Origin of the sequence: Halocatena marina (genome assembly GCF_023276375.1) — an archaeon.
GTDB classification, from domain to species: domain Archaea; phylum Halobacteriota; class Halobacteria; order Halobacteriales; family Haloarculaceae; genus Halocatena; species Halocatena marina.
Genome location: NZ_JALLPK010000004.1, coordinates 1 through 15,364, shown reverse-complemented (window position 1 = coordinate 15,364; position 15,364 = coordinate 1). Strand labels below are relative to the sequence as shown.

The following is a 15,364-nucleotide window of genomic DNA, read 5'->3' as shown; positions in this document are numbered from 1 at the left end:
GAATCTTTATTACGATTCGAGAGGCTCTGTGTCACAATGACAAGTTCGGATTGGACAATTATTGACCGTGCCAAGTCGGTCCGCCGCTATTCCCGGCTTGATGAAATAGAGAGCGTACTGCGGGACCATTGGTTCTCGTATCTTCTGGTCGTTCCGATAGCCCTATTCCTCGTGTCTCTGATGTGGTTCCCGTTCATGCGAGGCATCTGGATGAGTTTTCACAAGTGGCCGTTCGTCGGCGAGCCACAGTGGGTTGGTCTCGACAACTACACCTTTTTGATGAGCTGGGACGTCTTCTTTATCTCCATGAAGGCGACGGTGTTATTCGCGACAACGACGTTCATCCAGCTCGTTGTCGCGCTCGCTGCCGCGCTCGCTGTCAGCCAGATTAGCCGATTCAAGAGCGTGATCAACGGCGTGTTCCTCATCCCATACGCCATGCCACCGCTCGTGAGTGGGACGATCTGGGTTTACCTACTTGAACCCGATCTCGGTCCCGTGTTCGGCTACCTGACAAAGTGGGGGGTGCTCGCAGAGTCGATCTACTGGACAGCAAACGGTGATACCGCCCTCGCTGTAATCACGTTCGCCACAGCGTGGACGTTCTGGCCGTTTATGTTTATCATTTTCACGGCCGGGCTCCAGAAGATACCTGACGAATACTACGAGACTGCCAGAGTATACGGGGCGAACCGCTGGCAGACGTTCCGGAACATCACGCTCCCCCAGTTGAAAGGACCGATTCTTGTTGCAATCAGCATCCGGATGGTCTGGAACCTCTCTAAGGTCTCCCAGCCGCTCCAGATGACGCAAGGTGGCCCTGGCTATGAGACGTCGATTCTTGCTGTACTGCTGTACAACTACACCTACGACCGCGGACAACTCGGCTTCGCATTCACCCTCGGAGTCATCCTGTTCGTCATCACATTCGGATTCGTGTTCCTGTTCATACGGGAGTTCGAGCGGGAGAATGAGGTGGGTCGAGCATGAGTACCAACCGACGTCGAACCGATTCGAGCGACCTGCTCTATCGCGGCCTCGTTTACGCAACGATTGCGTTCCTCGTGGCCACTATCATTGTCCCGCTCGTGTTTATTGTGTCCGTCTCATTTCGCCCTCCGACGGAGTTTTTCGGCGAACCACACCTCATTCCACACGATCCCACGTTACAGACATGGGTTACCGGATTCAACGAAATCAAAGACAATCTCGTCAACAGCCTCTTTGTCGCCGCAGGTACCGCTATCATTGCACTGCTCATCACCATCCCAGGTGCCTACGCATTCGCACGGACTCGCTTTCCAGGCCGGAAGGTAGGCTTCTACCTCATCGTCGGGGCGATGCTGTTCCCGTATATCGTCCTGATTATTCCAGTGACATCGCTGTGGCACGACCTCGGACTGTTTAACACGATCCATGGGCTCTGGATTGCCTACCAGATCTTCGTTGTCCCGTTTGCGATGTGGATCCTGCGGGATTTCTTCGAGTCCCTCCCGGCCAATCTGGAGGAAGCAGCACAGGTGTACGGATGCACGCAGTTCAGCGCGTTCGTTCGGGTTGTCCTGCCTCTATCGGCCCCTGGTATTGTTGCTGTCGGGTTCCTCGCGTTCCTCGTCGGGTGGAACGACTTTCTGTTCTCGAACTTGCTGACCACCGGGTTCGGGCCTCGGCCGGCAGTCCCTGTGCTGTTCCAGACTGTCTCGGGATCCTCAGGCGAGCGTGTGTTCTGGGGGAAGCTCATGGTCGAAGTGCTCATCATAGGGACGCCCCCGACAGTCCTGTACGTCTTTTCGAGGCGATACCTCTCGGAGGCGTTCGCGGCGTGAGCTTTCTGGTGGTGGTCGGTGTGGGCAGCCCCCTGCTACAGTCATTACAGTCGGAGCTTCTGGCGATGTCGGTTATGCCGAACTGGACTCGTCGGGAGTCACCCGTTTCTGTGTCGAGCCTGCTCAGTTGCATGCGACTTGTCCCCAAAACACTATAATGTATCCCCTGAATCCTTATACCTATGGCTGACAACTCGTCTCCACACTCACTCGTGGTACCAGAAGAGACGGTTCTGGACGCCTGTGGCACCCAGAAGCTGCCACGGATGGGAACGATTGAGCAGGTATGGCACACTAATCCAATAGCGCCTGAGCAGATTGAACGCCACGCCTCAGAGATGGTGACGACACTCGAACTCACGACAGTCGAGCCAGGAGATGAGGTGGCGGTTGGCGTCGGAAGTCGCGGAATCGGCAACCTTCCAGCCATCGTCCGGGGTGTCGTCTCTGGGCTCCGAAATGCTGGCTATGAGCCATTTGTGTTCCCCGCGATGGGCAGTCACGGCGGAGCGACCGCCGACGGGCAGGTATCGAAGCTCGAGGCGCTGGGCGTCAAGGAGGACTCAATTGGTTGCGAAGTGCGCTCAACGATGGAGACAGTTGTCGTCGGCCACACTTCGGAGCGAAACGTACCGGTTCACGCCGATGCGGCAGCGGCCGCAGCCGACGGCATCATCCCGGTCAATCGTGTGAAGCCCCACACCGACTTTCAAGGATCGGTCGAGAGCGGGTTAGCGAAGATGCTCGTCATTGGGATGGGCAACCAGGTTGGGGCGAAGACGGCCCACGAGTGGGCTGTCGACTGGAGTTTCCGCCAGATGATTCCCGAAATCGCGTCGTTCATGCTGGATGCGCTCCCGATCCTTGGCGGTGTTGCTATCGTCGAGGATCAGCGCGATGAGACAGCTGTTATCGAAGGAGTTCCGGCCAACACGCTTCTCGAACGAGAATCAGCACTCCTCGAACGAGCCTACGACCTGCTTCCAAGCTTGCCGTTCGACGACCTGGACGTGCTCGTCGTTGATCAGATGGGAAAGGACGTTAGTGGCGCTGGGATGGACACCAACGTGGTCGGCCGACGTCCGTATGCAATCAACGAACCCGAACCCGAATCACCGTCAGTCAAGCGTATTTACGTTCGATCACTCACGGACGCCTCCCACGGGAATGCCTCCGGTCTCGGGATGGCTGACTTCATCCATCAGCGGCTGGCAGGGTCCGCCGATCCATTAAAGTTGCTCATCAACACGCTTACGAGCAGTTCCCCGAGGGCTGCACGGACTCCGCCCGTCGTCGAGACTGATAGGGCTGGATTGACCGCTGCATTGTCGACGGTCGGCGTGGTCGAACCGGACGAGGCTCGAATCCTGAGGATCAGCGATACGATGCAGCTTGACCGACTGTACGCATCGGAGGCGCTCGTCCGAGAAGCGCGTGAGCGCGACGATCTTCTGGTAGATGGGGATCTCCGGGAGATCGAATTCTCGAGCGGCGAACTGACAGCCCCATCCCCGTCCTGAATACCGGATCATTACGTCGGGGTCGGTCAGTGGGCAACGATCTTCAGTCGCTATCGGTACTGCCCCGCTCAACAAATCAAGAATAGATAACTAGTCAAATATATGTGCTGATGGTATGAAATAAGAACACGGTTTGCTAAAAAGTACGGGGCTATGCGACGATTTTGCCATAATTCGTATATTCAATCGACGAACCTCGTCTCTGTACCGACGTATGCTCGCTCTCCCATTACTATCAGAAGAGTAGATATAGGTGTATTTTAATACAACGAGATATCGACATCAGTTCAGGGGCAATATCGACCGGCTGCACACCGATCACCCCTAACTACCAGAGACGACCGATCACACAGTAAAATTCGTGTGATGCTGTGGAATCGCTGTGAACACCTATCGATATCGAGTTGTCTCTCGAAATCTCAACGGAGAACACCAGTAGCGTCCTCAGTAAGAGCAGACGCAATCCATCAAATACCTCACCGTCTCGTGCGTACCAAGAGAGATGTCTACCTACGCTATTAATATGTCTATTCTATGGGTAAAGTGCGTTTTTCTAGTATCAATTAGAATATTTTGGCATGTTTCGATCCGGCATTGAATCGTGCTACAGCGCACTTCTCGTCTAGCAACAGCGACTGCTGTGAGGGCTCGCCTCCGCCGGTCGATACGGCCTCCTGCTCTCGGTCGGCGTGATGATCAGTCTTCTTGATTCACTAAAGCACAGCAAGCTCAAATGCGAGCGGTATTGTTTTCCCATTCATTTCTAGAATATAATCGCTCCACCCCATCCAATGAGCAGCGAGAAGCCGGCGGCAGCTGCTGCCTGGCGGAGCATCATACGTCCTGCATACTTCGGTGAGAGTTCCTTCGCAACTGTGATCGCTGTGACCAAACATGGAAGCAACACCCCCGCTAGATAAACGGCTGTCAGCACCTGCGCGGGGGTCATCGCGGACAGCGTCGAACTGAGACCATCTGACTGTAATAGAAGCAAGCCATCCTTGCGGATCGATCCCAGAACGACAACGAGTGCCGTCTCACCGGGAAGGTTGAAGATTCCCATTAGTGGTGAGAGGGCATAGCCAATCATGTCCAGTAGGCCGAAATAGTCGAGGAGAGATGCGACAAGGACAATACCAGTGAAGACCGGGAGTGCTTTGAGAAAGAAACTGTGGACCACTATTCTAGTCTCGCGCCACACAGACTGCCACGTCGGCCACTGGAGGAAAGCACGGCTTTCGGTGGCGAGCGGTGCCGTTCGCGCGTGTTCAGGTGCGATCAAGCGAGCGTAGACGAGTGTCGTTGTCGTGAGAATACCGACGTACGGAATGACGAGCCACGGCATCTCGACCGCCGCGAACACAGCAAGAGTAGCCGGGAACTGATACGAGCAAGCCGACCCGAACCCGATAGCCGAGACAGTTGTCCGACGCGTACAGTTCGAACAACCTCGGGTACTGGTGACCGCCGGGACATTACAGCCGAACCCCATGACCACGCGGACGAGGTCCCGACCAGTGAGGCCCACACACCGAAGGTATGGGTGGAGTGATGCGGTTATTCGTGTGATGAGTCCGCTTTTCTTGTAGACTGCCATGAAAGCCGCAAAGATGAGGATTGTCGGCCCGGCCCAGACGAACAGGAATGGCCCCATGGAAAGCAGGCCATAGTCACCGCCCAGCACTGCTGCGAGTGGTCCTGGAAGACCGTTTGTCCATTCGACCGCCGGCGTGAGTATCGTACTAACGAGGGGAGAGAGCTCGGCAGCCGCAGCGTTAGCGAAGTGGACTGCAGCTGCGGCTGGCAACAGTAGCAAAGCAATGCTAACGAACGGACCCGTGAGTGGGTGGTCGATGATTGTCTCTGGAGGCTCGAAATAAATACCTGTTTGTCGGTGAACTCTTCCAGGGAATTCTCTTGCGTTGTGAATCGCACTAATGAGCTGGTCATTGTCGACTCTGTCCATGGCGGCATCACCATCATCGGAAGATATACGAGAGACGTTCCGCGCGTCTACAGGAACGAGTGGAACACCGAGACTCCTTGCAAGTCGGTTCAATTGGTCTCGCGCTTCGGCCGGGTTCGCCACCTTGTCCCAGAACGTTACCACGATAGCACCGGTTTTTCCTTGCACAAGTGGCAGCAGGTCTTCGAGATCATCGTCAATGCTCGTCGCGCGAGTGACGAGTAACACTGTCTCGGTCATTTCGACAGCTCTAATTGCCGTTCGGGTGGTCTCGGTGTCCGTACCAAGCAGGATACCGGGCGTGTCGACGAAGTCGAATTCATCCGACTCGTATCGCTCGACATCGACGGTCGTCCCCCGAAAGTTCCCAGTCGTCGGATTCGTCCCAGTGAGGCCAGCGACGAGCTCCGATTTGCCAACGCTCTCTTTCCCAACGACCACAACGGTCTCCTCTCCGTCGCTCACCGACGATGAGCCACTGCTCAACCACGTCAGTGCGTCAGTCATATTTCTTGAAGCCGATTGTCGGAGCCAGCTCACGGAACGATTGCCGACAGAGCCAGATGTTATACTTGCCAATGAGACCATCTTCGCGACCAGTCACTCGACAAACATAGCGATGGTCGTCCTTCGCTTCGTTTGAGCGTTCGATTCTGTTGTTTTCCTCTGAAGTATCTTGTGTCATGATTAGCAATCACACATGTCTTGTTCGCAGTAGGGCAGTTCTTCGAGAAACATGCTCTTCTCACGGTACTCATCGAGTGGTGACCGGTCGATATTGAGTCGATTGGCGATCTCATCGGCGACAACAGCGAACCGTTGTCTGAACTTGTATATGAAGCAGAACTGCTGTCCTCTGTGTGAAACCTGCGGTCCGACGAGAAACAGCCCTGGCGTCGCCGTCGATTCATCTCGCTCAGTGAGCTGGGGGGTACCTTCTGTAACATCAAAGTATTCGTCTGCAGGCCCGAGCCCGCTTTCGAACCCTGTCGCAAGCACTGGACGATTCCGTGTCTCGAACGACTCACCATCCATTCCTACCACCTCGAATCCACCATCAGACTGTTCTATATGGTCGACACAGAAGCCATCGTACAGGGTAATCGCGGCACTGTTGTCAATCGCTTCGTATAATCGTTGGATCGTATACGGTGAGAGCGTTTCACTTGGATCAGGTTCTCGGAATTGCCATGGTCCTTCTTTATCGAGAACGATAACCTCATATCCAAGATCAGCGAGATGAAGAGCCGCATCGATACCACTCTCATATCCACCGATAATAACAATAGTGTCTGAGATACACTCTGTGACATACTCACGCCAAGAATCAACATGCGAGTTGTGGATACAATGTGTTGCTCCCGGAACGGGGTTGTCGTTCGGGGTACCGAACTGACCAGCCGCCCAGACGACAAACCGACAGTGGATAACTCCCGCTGACGTATGCAGCACAAACTCATCGTTATGCTGTTCTACTGATTCGACTTCAACTCCTATTCGAACGGGGAGGTCGTGGAACTCGACAACACCTTGTAAATATTTAGCGTACTCTGCGCCCGTTGGATGCTCGCGGTCGAGGGCAAATGCAGGCGACGTATCGGTGGTGATGGCATTCAAATCTCGACAACCGAAGCTATTGCTTGGGAACGAGGGCGTGATGAACTGCATCTCCTCGGGCCACTGTTGGAACGACGCCCCGATCTCGTCTCGCTCGAGAATCGTGTAGGAGCTGAGATTGAGATCTGAGAGAACGGTTCCAATACCGATGCCAGCGGCACCTGCGCCGACGATTACCACGTCAAGCGACTCGTATTTTCGGACTTTGTTTGGTGTCACTGTTAACAACATGGTGGCTTAGATAGCTAAATATAAATAATATACGCTCTAGTCTTAATAACAGATGAGACGAGAGACGATACCTGTCACTGTATTGAGCGGAAACCTCGGTGCAGGCAAGACAACTGTACTGAACAACCTCCTGAACACACGAACAGACCTGGACATCGCGGTCCTCGTCAATGACATGGGTGAAGTGAATGTCGACGCCGAGCGTGTCGCCGAACATTCGGATATCTCGGAGAACGATGAGGATCTGATCGAACTGTCGGATGGGTGCATCTGTTGTGAGCTGCGTGGGGACCTCCTTGACGCGCTCGCAAAACTCGCGCAGGCCCGTGAGTTCGACTACCTTGTTATCGAATCAACAGGCGTTGCTGAGCCACTCCCCGTTGCGCAGACGCTCACGATGGGGTTCGACCAGTCAGACCTTGATCCCACGGACTTCTACGAAGAGACCGGTATTGAGGTGATGGACTACTACGAACTCGACACGACGGTTACCGTTGTTGACGCCCACCAATTCTGGACGACCTTCGATTCGAAGGAGTCGCTTATGGACGGCGATACGGAGAAAGACCTCGGGAGTTTACTGGTAGAACAGATCGAATTTTGTGACGTCCTCCTACTGAACAAGTGCGACCTCGTGGACGAGGAGATGCTTGATGAAATTGAGGAGATGATCGAAGTACTCCAACCGCGCGCGAAGATCATCCGAACCGAACACGGCGCTGTCGATCCGGAAGCAATCTTAGACACGAATCGCTTTGACTTCGAAGAAGCGAGTCAGTCCGCTGGTTGGATGCAGGAGCTCAAAGAACCCCACGCTTCGGCGGAAAAAGAACACGGGGTTACCTCGTTCGTCTTTGAGTCTCGCCGACCGTTCCATCCCGAACGGTTTGCTGAACTGCTGGATGAATTCCCGGCGAATGTCGTTCGTTCGAAGGGCCACTTCTGGCTGGCAGGACGCGAAGAGATTGCACTCGGTCTCGATGTCGCGGGCCAGTCGATTCGTCTCACACCCGCTGGAATGTGGCTCGCGACGCTCCCAGAGGAAGAACAGTCGCAGTACTTCAAAGCGTATCCCGACTTAGAGGAAAATTGGCATCCCAAGTACGGCGATCGAGCGTCCCAGCTCGTCATCATTGGTACCAATATAGACCACGACATCCGCCACGCAGACCTTGAGACGGCCACGTTGACCGACGAAGAGATGAATGCCAACTGGGACGCCTTCGAAGACCGCTTCCCACGGTTTGAGGTCAAAGCAGACGACGAACAGGCCGGAGATACCGAAACCGCCGAAGAGATGGGGTTGGCAGATTGACGATGCCGAGCGAACGCAAATTATTCCAGCAAGTTGTCAAGAAGTCCATATCACTCAAGCAACGTCGTGAGATGGTCCGGGAAATCGGTCGCCTCAATGGCGTTGAGCAGCTTGAGACACTTACGCGGACGAACGGTATCGACGGTGCCTTGCGACGCGATGCCGTTTCGGAATTGAAGAGCCTCCGTGCGACGGACGCACTCGAAGCAATCGCTGCCGACGGAACGGTCGACGACGCTATCAGAAAGCGAGCTCAGCTATAAGCTCAGAGGGACAGTCGTCACCATCGGCGGATGCGAACGATTAGTGAAAGTTCTTCGAGGAGCACCAGCGGCCCGATAGAGTGCGGTAACGTCGTCGTGATCGAGTGCTGGGTTGTCCCAGTCAGGACGATCCCTCCCAAAGCGAGTGGCCATCCGATCGAGCGGATTGTACACCGCTCGTCCAGCGTCGATGAGATACCCATAGAACCGGCGAGTACCTTCGAGATATTTGAACTTTGGAAGCAAACGTGCAAAGCACTTCGTCAAGCACATCGAAGCGTACGGAGATCGAGCGCTCGAAGCAGGAGACCCAGCGACGGATTGAGTCCGGCTGTTATCAGGGACGGCCACTGCTCGGAACGCGCTTCGATGCGGCTGGGGAGGGGCTTATCCCGGACTCGGATGAGTGGCCGACGATCATGGACGCATTCGAGTTTATCCTCCTCTTTCATCTCCCGCAGGTGCTCAATGACTGTCCCTTCTCGTAGCGGCCAGCGTGGACACCCTGCATCTCTTCGACCGAAGGGAGGGGTTCGACCACGATTTTTCCCTCCGCTTCGTGGATGTGTACCTTCCCAGGCGTTTCGATGCCAAACCGTTCACGGAGATCCTTGGGATCGTCGCCTGTCCCTTCTTGGACACGCGAATGATTTCCCCGTTATCGGTATTACTGGACATTACTGTATTACAGGTTGTATTAGTAGTACAAAATCCCTTCCGTCATACTCTGAGGACCCTCATTCCCAATCCACCTTTACGAACTGCTGGCGTTACATTTTCACCGAGTACGCTTCGAAGCGATTCACCTGTGCTCCATGCTGATCATGCCGGATTCCATTACCTTCTCGGGTGTGTGAGTCTACAGAAACACACAACCTGTCACTGGTCATAGTGAATTTCACGGTTGTACAGAAACGTGAAATCTACTCCCATTTCATACGCTCGGACTATGAGTGGAGGGTTCATACGTCTCCTGCCAACATTGCGGGAGAGTGAATGACCACTATTAAACCACGTATATTCTGAATAGAAATTACATATATATGGATGGGATCAGATACTACTACTATGCGGTACTTTCCCGCTCGACAATTGGTCACCTATCAGGCGTTGTCCTCGTCCTGGTAGTACCAATCGCCCTCGGAGTAGTCCTCGATGGTATCGTTACTGATCTGCATCAGATGGGTCAGTTCCCATGGTGGGTTGTTCAATTTGGAACATCTGGAGAGACCATCACCATCTATGCTCAGATGGTCGCTATTGTGTCCGTCATACTCGTCCCACTTCTCATCTTCGCGCTTGGATATCATTACGGGAAAACATAGACAGAGACTCCATTTCTGAGATAGCTCTCCAGCTCCTTCGCTAGAACAAAGGGGTGTCGTTCTACGTTCAGAGATGTGCGTTGGCTTTGCAGATAGTCGTGTATATCACTCATAGTTTCCGTCGCTTCAGCTTCTGTACTCACTATATCATCGATACTAGCATCTACATTTTTCTTTAGAAATAGTTCGATATCCGGTTCTGGGGTCTAATTACCAGGCTCAGTCAACGACTACTCAACAGAGCCGGGCGAAGAACGCTTGGCTTCTTTAATTCCGACTTACGTGCTGCGTTTAGTTCTCTGTGGACTGACGCTGGGGTTGCGCCTTAGGGCACTCTGTCTTGATTTCTGTAGAATCGTTCGAGCTGTTTCCACCATCGGCTTTGGAGGGAGTAGAATTCTTTGAGTTGTTTCCTCCGTCTGCTCCCGGCAGCTCCGGAGGCATCGACCGGTTGCCGCTGGCCGCCATCTTGGGTGAGAGTGGGACTCCGCCACCGCCGATCACAGCCACCGTTGGATTCTTCCCGAGACTGGTGGTATTTACCGTCGCGTTGCTTGTGGAGCTTTGCAATTGAGGCGCGTTCGCGTTCACGTTACAGCCGTTCGCGTTTACCACTGCCTGCTCTCCTTCGGATCTTTCGTCAATGTATCGTGCCTCGAATACCGTGTCAGGATTGACGTCATTTGGGGAGAGATAGAACGACGAATTTTCAATTCGCTGATTACGGAAGTGCTTCCCCCAGACACACCGGGCATTGTAGGAGCCGTCGCTCGGGTACTGTCCCCGCTTGCCGTCTGGGTCATTCACGACGCCGACGCAGTTGCGAACGATTGACTTTGGGGATCCGATACGGAACTGACTCACAGTATTATCCCGGTGGTAGCAGTTCTTGAGTGTGACTGAGCCGGCGTTACCGCCGTCTTTGCCGACAGCACTTGCGTACACGGCGTTGTTGCCGAATCCCTCGATATACGTGTGTCTGATATCGATGTGTCCTTCGTGGCTGGGTCGAATGTAGATCCCACCGAGTTGTGAGGCTGGCTGGCCGTCTCGTGCTTTGCCGTTCGCCCAAATATTCTCTATCAAACCGTGGCCGCCAGACGGTGTCGACACCTGAAACTGAAAACTACTGCTACCTTCACCATCTTGGCCGACACCGAGGAAGCCGATGTTTCTGACTGCCCACTTGCTCTTGTTCTGCGAGCGGATGGTCAAGGTAGCACCATCTGCAGTCTGATCGACCAAGATGTTCGACAGCTTCTCGCCGTCAGATAGGTCGTACACCTCCTTTCCCGTGATCTTCCACACGTCGTACTTGCCGTTCGAAGATTTATCGATAGACGCTGCAGCCAATTCGGTGAGGCTTGTCGTCCCCACAATTCCGAGACCAGCTGCAGCACCGGCTTTTAGGAGGGATCGTCGACCGAAGTGGGCGTTCGATGCTTGTTCTTGGTTATCAGTACTACGCTCGTTTGTTCTATTATTCTCTCCGCTATTCCCGGTATGGTTATCCTTCTTTTTCTCATCCGGATGGTAATCTCGTACCATAGGTCAGTAAGCCTCACCTACCCAAAAGAAAGTTGTTGCCGATATAACATGTATTGCAAGCACATCCCTATTTTTAGGAGTGTTTAACTATCTTCTTGGAGATAATTAATTTTCCATTTACACGTATATCAATATGGATTGTTCTCACGCTATTGGAAATTGTGAGACCTTCACGAATGAGTGTTAATGCCTTCCTACCCAGACTAGATGGTTATCTTTGCGGAATTGAGCCCTTTCATCACACGTAGTAAGGTTATCATTCGGATTTTATTCTCTACCTTTGCATATAAGATGAATAGTGCTGTGAAAAATAATCATCGTGGTCGATACGGACACGTCAACGGCTGTTACGGAGGAGACTTCTCGGAAGTGGTGCTTCGCCGTCGGCCGGGGTACTGGACTGGGAGAGACTCTCTGCGGCATCGACTATCCGAAGCCATAGGGAAGGACAAGAGGGGACCAATACGCAGATTCCGACAGGGATGACGATCATTTCTCTCCGGATACAAGGACCTCGAGTGCCAGCAACTCGATATCACACTGTTCAATTCGGACCGCGCCGGCACTGGTAGAGTACTCGGTCACGACTGCCCCGTCGACAGTCTCCGTGAGTTCGTCGCGTAGTCGTGCGCACACACAAGCACACCATATCTGGTGAGACAATATCTCAGAATTTTGTTATCCATGGACTATTCCCCGCGCCCGTGGTAATCACTCCCTACTGCTGCTGAAATGGCACTGCTGTGCGAGACTGCCGTCAAAAGGCCGAATTACAGTACTAGCTACTGCGTTTGATTATTTCATATATTTTTAATAGATTGTCATGTTGAGTGTAACGTCAGTGGTTTTATTAGACCCATTACCGCGCACATAAACATGAATCGACAACACTCGCGCCCTCCTGCCCCACAGGGAACACCACTAATCGGAAACACGCTTGAATACCTGTGGAACCCATTTCAATTCGTTAACAATGCATTGGATGAGTGTGGAGATATTTATCGAATGGATCTCCTTTACGACTTGAATATATATGTTCTGGCGAATCCCGACTATTTTCGACGGGCGTTAGTAACAGACGCTGACGCATTTGCGAAGACTGCTGATTTTCAACGAGCATTCGGTGATGGAGTGCTCTCGACAGAGGGAGCACAGTGGAGTCGTCAGCGAGGCATCCTCCAACCACTATTCAATTTGGATCGGATTAGGAATTATACCAATACGATGGTAGAAACCACTCAGCGTCGACTTGCTACGTGGGAACAAGGAGAAACGCTTGAGATGGAATCGGAAATGAAGAATCTTACCCTCGAAATTCTCTTTTCGACGCTCTTTGGCCGTGCGCTTTCACCAGGAGAAGGGAATGACCTCCGTGATGCAGCAGACGGGTTAAACAAGTGGTTCACTCCGGTATCATTGGCACTTCCGAATTGGGTGTGGACACCTTCCCGCCAAGAATTCTCTAACTCGAAGAAGCGTCTCAGAACGGAAGTACAACGATTGTTGTCTGAGTATAGCGTCGATTCTGCATCAGAGAATCAATCAGACGCGGAAACTCTCTTGTCAAAGCTAAATGATGCACGCAAAGCAAGCGGTCAGGGCCATCTTAGCACAGAAGAGGTTCAGGGGCAGATGCTCTCAATGGTCTTCGCAGGCTACGAGACGACTGCTGCGGCACTCAGCTTTGCGTGGTACTCGCTTGCGATGAATTCCGAGATTCAACAGTCATTTCATGACGAGCTCGATAGCGTACTGGATGGTGGTCCTCCCACCTATGACGATATTGCGGATTTGGAGCTCACACAGCGAATTGTGACCGAGACACTCCGTCTCTATCCCCCGATCCACACCATCCCTCGGCGATCGACTCGGGATATCGAGATCAATGACTATCTGATCCCTGCTGATGAAGAAGTCCATCTATCAATCATTGCAGTCCATCGTGACGAGCGCTTTTACGACGATCCAATGGCATTCCAGCCCAATCGATGGACCGACGATTTTGAAGCGAATCTCCCCAAGTACGCATTCATCCCGTTTGGTGGTGGTCGACGGACCTGCATCGGTCAGGAGTTTGCCCGTCTTGAGGCAACTCTTGTGCTAGCGACAATTGGCCAGCAATGGGAGCTTGCATGGGATGGTGGCGACCCAACGATCACCCTAGAGCCAGAGATTACTATTAAAACAAAAAACGGTCTTGACATGCAGCTTCAAAGTCGATAAGCCAGAAGCACAGCTGTAGATAAGTGTTCACGGGCTCAGTTCGCTTGAACACGATATCCACCGACTCCTGGCGCGTGAGTCAAGCAAGTGGGCCATGACGATACTGGGGCATTCGTCTGCTGGTTTCACAGCAACACCTTGGCGGTCTTCTTGACCTCCTCTCGCACCTAGATCGCAGACATGCGCCTACATCGAGTCAATATTCTTACACCTATCGACGATCTCGTTCGGGGGGTCCGTTTCGACAGACCGGGAATTCGACAGCGAGCACATGTTCGATGCAATCAACGAGTACGGCAAGATTGTCTTGCGCCGAAGCACAATGCCCGTGTGGTGTTATAATTGGGGAGGTCACGGTAGGAGGTCATCCGGAAGATACCGCGGGCAGTCAATCGGGATCGCTCTCCATGTGGCCTAATTAGCTTGATATCTCGTCTAACCTTCTCCTCGAAGCATCTCAGCGCAGGACTGATAAAACTCTTCTACAGTACACGTCCCCACATCTAGCAATACACATAGCAAAAACGTGGGAGCAACCGCCTTCCCGACCGTCTCGTCCGCATCGTCGAATACTTGATTGATAGACTGACGTCCGTGCTTATCCAGCAAGATCGCAAACCTACCAGATAGTGAGATAGATGTTATGGGGTATTGAGGGTGTCAACCAGTGTTTTGAATCCGTCACCGTCAAGGAATCGTGACGCACCAGCCCAAACCACGTAGTGTACACCGTTTTCGGCCCACATCACTTCCCACGCTCCCCTCTTCTCAGTCAGTGCAGCGTAATGAACAGTCGTACCGCGTAAGGTGATAGCCCGCCGTGTCTCGGCTGGTTGGTCTGTCGGTTCCGGTGGCATCGAGGGTGCAAGTCGGCTCTCTTCATCCACTGCTGTCAACCAGAGATGGTCACTTGTGTTTTCCCGATGGCGAAAGACACACTCAATCGCATCGTCGTCCGGAAACGCGACCGCCGAGTCGAGGACAAACGAGTCCTCAGGTGGGGCGAGTGGCGGGACTGGTGGGTTGTCACATAGTGCAATCGATGAGAGTGGCTGACAGGTATCGTAGGGTCTGACGGGCGTATACGCCCACAGCCCATGCGGAACGCTCGGCCCTCGGTGCTGGTAGCGCACCCAATAGTTGAGTCGGTGAAACGGAATGCCCTGGACAGAACGAGTTCTATCAACGGCAATTGGAGATAACTCGCTGAGGAGGGTCTTCAATTCGGCGTCATCGAACTCGCCCTTGACGACCGAAAGCTCGATCTGGGTCCGATCTCGTTGGACACAAGCGCCACGATGTTCCTTGTAATCTGTCCCAAGCCATCCGACAGCGCCACCGCAGTCAAACGGCGTCGGCTCGGGCGTCCCCCAGAGTGGTGCAATACTCGCAGCGGGAGGTGCCCAGTCGTATAGGAACTGTTTGAGCCGGAGCCGACGATCCGCGCCCGTGACGATCGTCCGGACGCTACACGGATTCCCCTCGCTCCAAGGCGTCTGTCCGAGAGTTTCGGCGGTCACCTCTTCGGGC

At 53.5% G+C, this 15,364-nt stretch carries 16 protein-coding genes; 8 read left to right on the top strand and 8 right to left on the bottom strand.

The features are described from left to right. The first annotated feature begins 36 nt into the window (after positions 1–36). The 3 genes from MW898_RS22970 (at position 37) to MW898_RS22960 (ending at position 3,346) form a co-directional block, all read left to right on the top strand. Positions 37–990: a carbohydrate ABC transporter permease gene (locus tag MW898_RS22970; RefSeq protein ID WP_248910604.1), complete on the top strand. Its 954-nt coding sequence runs from the start codon at positions 37–39 to the stop codon at positions 988–990. Next, positions 987–1,826, top strand: coding sequence for a carbohydrate ABC transporter permease (locus MW898_RS22965; RefSeq protein ID WP_248910603.1), 840 nt, complete (start codon positions 987–989; stop codon positions 1,824–1,826). The genes MW898_RS22970 and MW898_RS22965 overlap by 4 nt, the downstream gene beginning before the upstream one ends. A 182-nt stretch (positions 1,827–2,008) precedes the next feature. Next, positions 2,009–3,346, top strand: coding sequence for a nickel pincer cofactor-dependent isomerase, group 22 (locus MW898_RS22960; protein WP_248910602.1), 1,338 nt, complete (start codon positions 2,009–2,011; stop codon positions 3,344–3,346). Positions 3,347–4,109: 763 nt separating this feature from the next. Here MW898_RS22960 and MW898_RS22955 read toward each other — a convergent pair. The 3 genes from MW898_RS22955 to MW898_RS22945 are packed head-to-tail and all read right to left on the bottom strand — an operon-like array spanning position 4,110 to position 7,160. Further along, entirely contained in the window at positions 4,110–5,819 is a 1,710-nt protein-coding gene (locus MW898_RS22955; RefSeq protein ID WP_248910601.1) for a nucleoside recognition domain-containing protein, read from the bottom strand. Continuing rightward, positions 5,812–5,997 (bottom strand): 30S ribosomal protein S14, encoded by a 186-nt coding sequence (locus MW898_RS26425; RefSeq protein WP_248910600.1) that lies wholly within the window; start codon positions 5,995–5,997, stop codon positions 5,812–5,814. The genes MW898_RS22955 and MW898_RS26425 overlap by 8 nt, the downstream gene beginning before the upstream one ends. A gap of 2 nt (positions 5,998–5,999) precedes the next feature. Beyond that, complete coding sequence (locus MW898_RS22945) at positions 6,000–7,160, bottom strand: NAD(P)/FAD-dependent oxidoreductase (protein WP_248910599.1); 1,161 nt, start codon at positions 7,158–7,160, stop codon at positions 6,000–6,002. Positions 7,161–7,212: 52 nt separating this feature from the next. Between MW898_RS22945 and MW898_RS22940 the strand changes: the two genes are divergently transcribed. Continuing rightward, a complete protein-coding gene (locus MW898_RS22940) occupies positions 7,213–8,475 on the top strand; it encodes a CobW family GTP-binding protein (protein ID WP_248910598.1) in 1,263 nt (420 codons plus the stop codon). A gap of 2 nt (positions 8,476–8,477) precedes the next feature. Then, on the top strand, positions 8,478–8,738 hold the full coding sequence (locus tag MW898_RS22935) for a hypothetical protein (RefSeq protein WP_248910597.1): 261 nt from the start codon (positions 8,478–8,480) through the stop codon (positions 8,736–8,738). Here the strand turns inward: MW898_RS22935 and MW898_RS22930 are convergent. Then, the gene (locus MW898_RS22930) at positions 8,733–8,984 is read right to left on the bottom strand and encodes a hypothetical protein (RefSeq protein ID WP_248910596.1); all 252 of its coding nucleotides are present in this window, start codon (positions 8,982–8,984) and stop codon (positions 8,733–8,735) included. The two genes, MW898_RS22935 and MW898_RS22930, sit on opposite strands and share 6 nt — an antisense overlap. A gap of 2 nt (positions 8,985–8,986) precedes the next feature. Here MW898_RS22930 and MW898_RS22925 point away from each other — a divergent pair, with 2 nt between their 5' ends. Both MW898_RS22925 and MW898_RS22920 read left to right on the top strand, forming a co-directional pair. Next, complete coding sequence (locus MW898_RS22925) at positions 8,987–9,226, top strand: hypothetical protein (protein WP_248910595.1); 240 nt, start codon at positions 8,987–8,989, stop codon at positions 9,224–9,226. Positions 9,227–9,781: 555 nt separating this feature from the next. Then, positions 9,782–10,063 carry a hypothetical protein gene (locus MW898_RS22920; RefSeq protein ID WP_248910594.1) on the top strand — a complete coding sequence of 94 codons (282 nt, stop codon included), beginning with the start codon at positions 9,782–9,784 and terminating at the stop codon, positions 10,061–10,063. Between the two features lie 291 nt (positions 10,064–10,354). Here the strand turns inward: MW898_RS22920 and MW898_RS22915 are convergent, their stop codons facing one another. Both MW898_RS22915 and MW898_RS22910 read right to left on the bottom strand, forming a co-directional pair. Next, on the bottom strand, positions 10,355–11,611 hold the full coding sequence (locus tag MW898_RS22915) for a hypothetical protein (RefSeq protein ID WP_248910593.1): 1,257 nt from the start codon (positions 11,609–11,611) through the stop codon (positions 10,355–10,357). Between the two features lie 489 nt (positions 11,612–12,100). Further along, complete coding sequence (locus MW898_RS22910) at positions 12,101–12,247, bottom strand: hypothetical protein (protein WP_248910592.1); 147 nt, start codon at positions 12,245–12,247, stop codon at positions 12,101–12,103. A gap of 240 nt (positions 12,248–12,487) precedes the next feature. Here MW898_RS22910 and MW898_RS22905 point away from each other — a divergent pair, with 240 nt between their 5' ends. Then, the gene (locus tag MW898_RS22905; protein WP_248910591.1) at positions 12,488–13,834 is read left to right on the top strand and encodes a cytochrome P450; all 1,347 of its coding nucleotides are present in this window, start codon (positions 12,488–12,490) and stop codon (positions 13,832–13,834) included. Positions 13,835–14,269: 435 nt separating this feature from the next. On the opposite strand, the gene MW898_RS26595 is transcribed toward MW898_RS22905, so the two are convergent. After that, complete coding sequence (locus tag MW898_RS26595; RefSeq protein WP_507237225.1) at positions 14,270–14,470, bottom strand: hypothetical protein; 201 nt, start codon at positions 14,468–14,470, stop codon at positions 14,270–14,272. Positions 14,471–14,475: 5 nt separating this feature from the next. Further along, positions 14,476–15,364 (bottom strand): hypothetical protein (locus MW898_RS22900; protein WP_248910590.1); only part of this gene is annotated, 889 nt, incomplete at its 5' end.

Bases quoted from the DNA above. Each gene is read 5' to 3' on its own strand.
- MW898_RS22970 (WP_248910604.1), top strand. From the start codon at position 37: ATGACAAGTTCGGATTGGACAATTATTGACCGTGCCAAGTCGGTCCGC.
- MW898_RS22915 (WP_248910593.1), bottom strand. From the start codon at position 11,611: ATGGTACGAGATTACCATCCGGATGAGAAAAAGAAGGATAACCATACC.
- MW898_RS22965 (WP_248910603.1), top strand. From the start codon at position 987: ATGAGTACCAACCGACGTCGAACCGATTCGAGCGACCTGCTCTATCGC.
- MW898_RS22920 (WP_248910594.1), top strand. From the start codon at position 9,782: ATGGATGGGATCAGATACTACTACTATGCGGTACTTTCCCGCTCGACA.
- MW898_RS22940 (WP_248910598.1), top strand. From the start codon at position 7,213: ATGAGACGAGAGACGATACCTGTCACTGTATTGAGCGGAAACCTCGGT.
- MW898_RS22945 (WP_248910599.1), bottom strand. From the start codon at position 7,160: ATGTTGTTAACAGTGACACCAAACAAAGTCCGAAAATACGAGTCGCTT.
- MW898_RS22905 (WP_248910591.1), top strand. From the start codon at position 12,488: ATGAATCGACAACACTCGCGCCCTCCTGCCCCACAGGGAACACCACTA.
- MW898_RS22935 (WP_248910597.1), top strand. From the start codon at position 8,478: ATGCCGAGCGAACGCAAATTATTCCAGCAAGTTGTCAAGAAGTCCATA.
- MW898_RS22955 (WP_248910601.1), bottom strand. From the start codon at position 5,819: ATGACTGACGCACTGACGTGGTTGAGCAGTGGCTCATCGTCGGTGAGC.
- MW898_RS26425 (WP_248910600.1), bottom strand. From the start codon at position 5,997: ATGACACAAGATACTTCAGAGGAAAACAACAGAATCGAACGCTCAAAC.
- MW898_RS22960 (WP_248910602.1), top strand. From the start codon at position 2,009: ATGGCTGACAACTCGTCTCCACACTCACTCGTGGTACCAGAAGAGACG.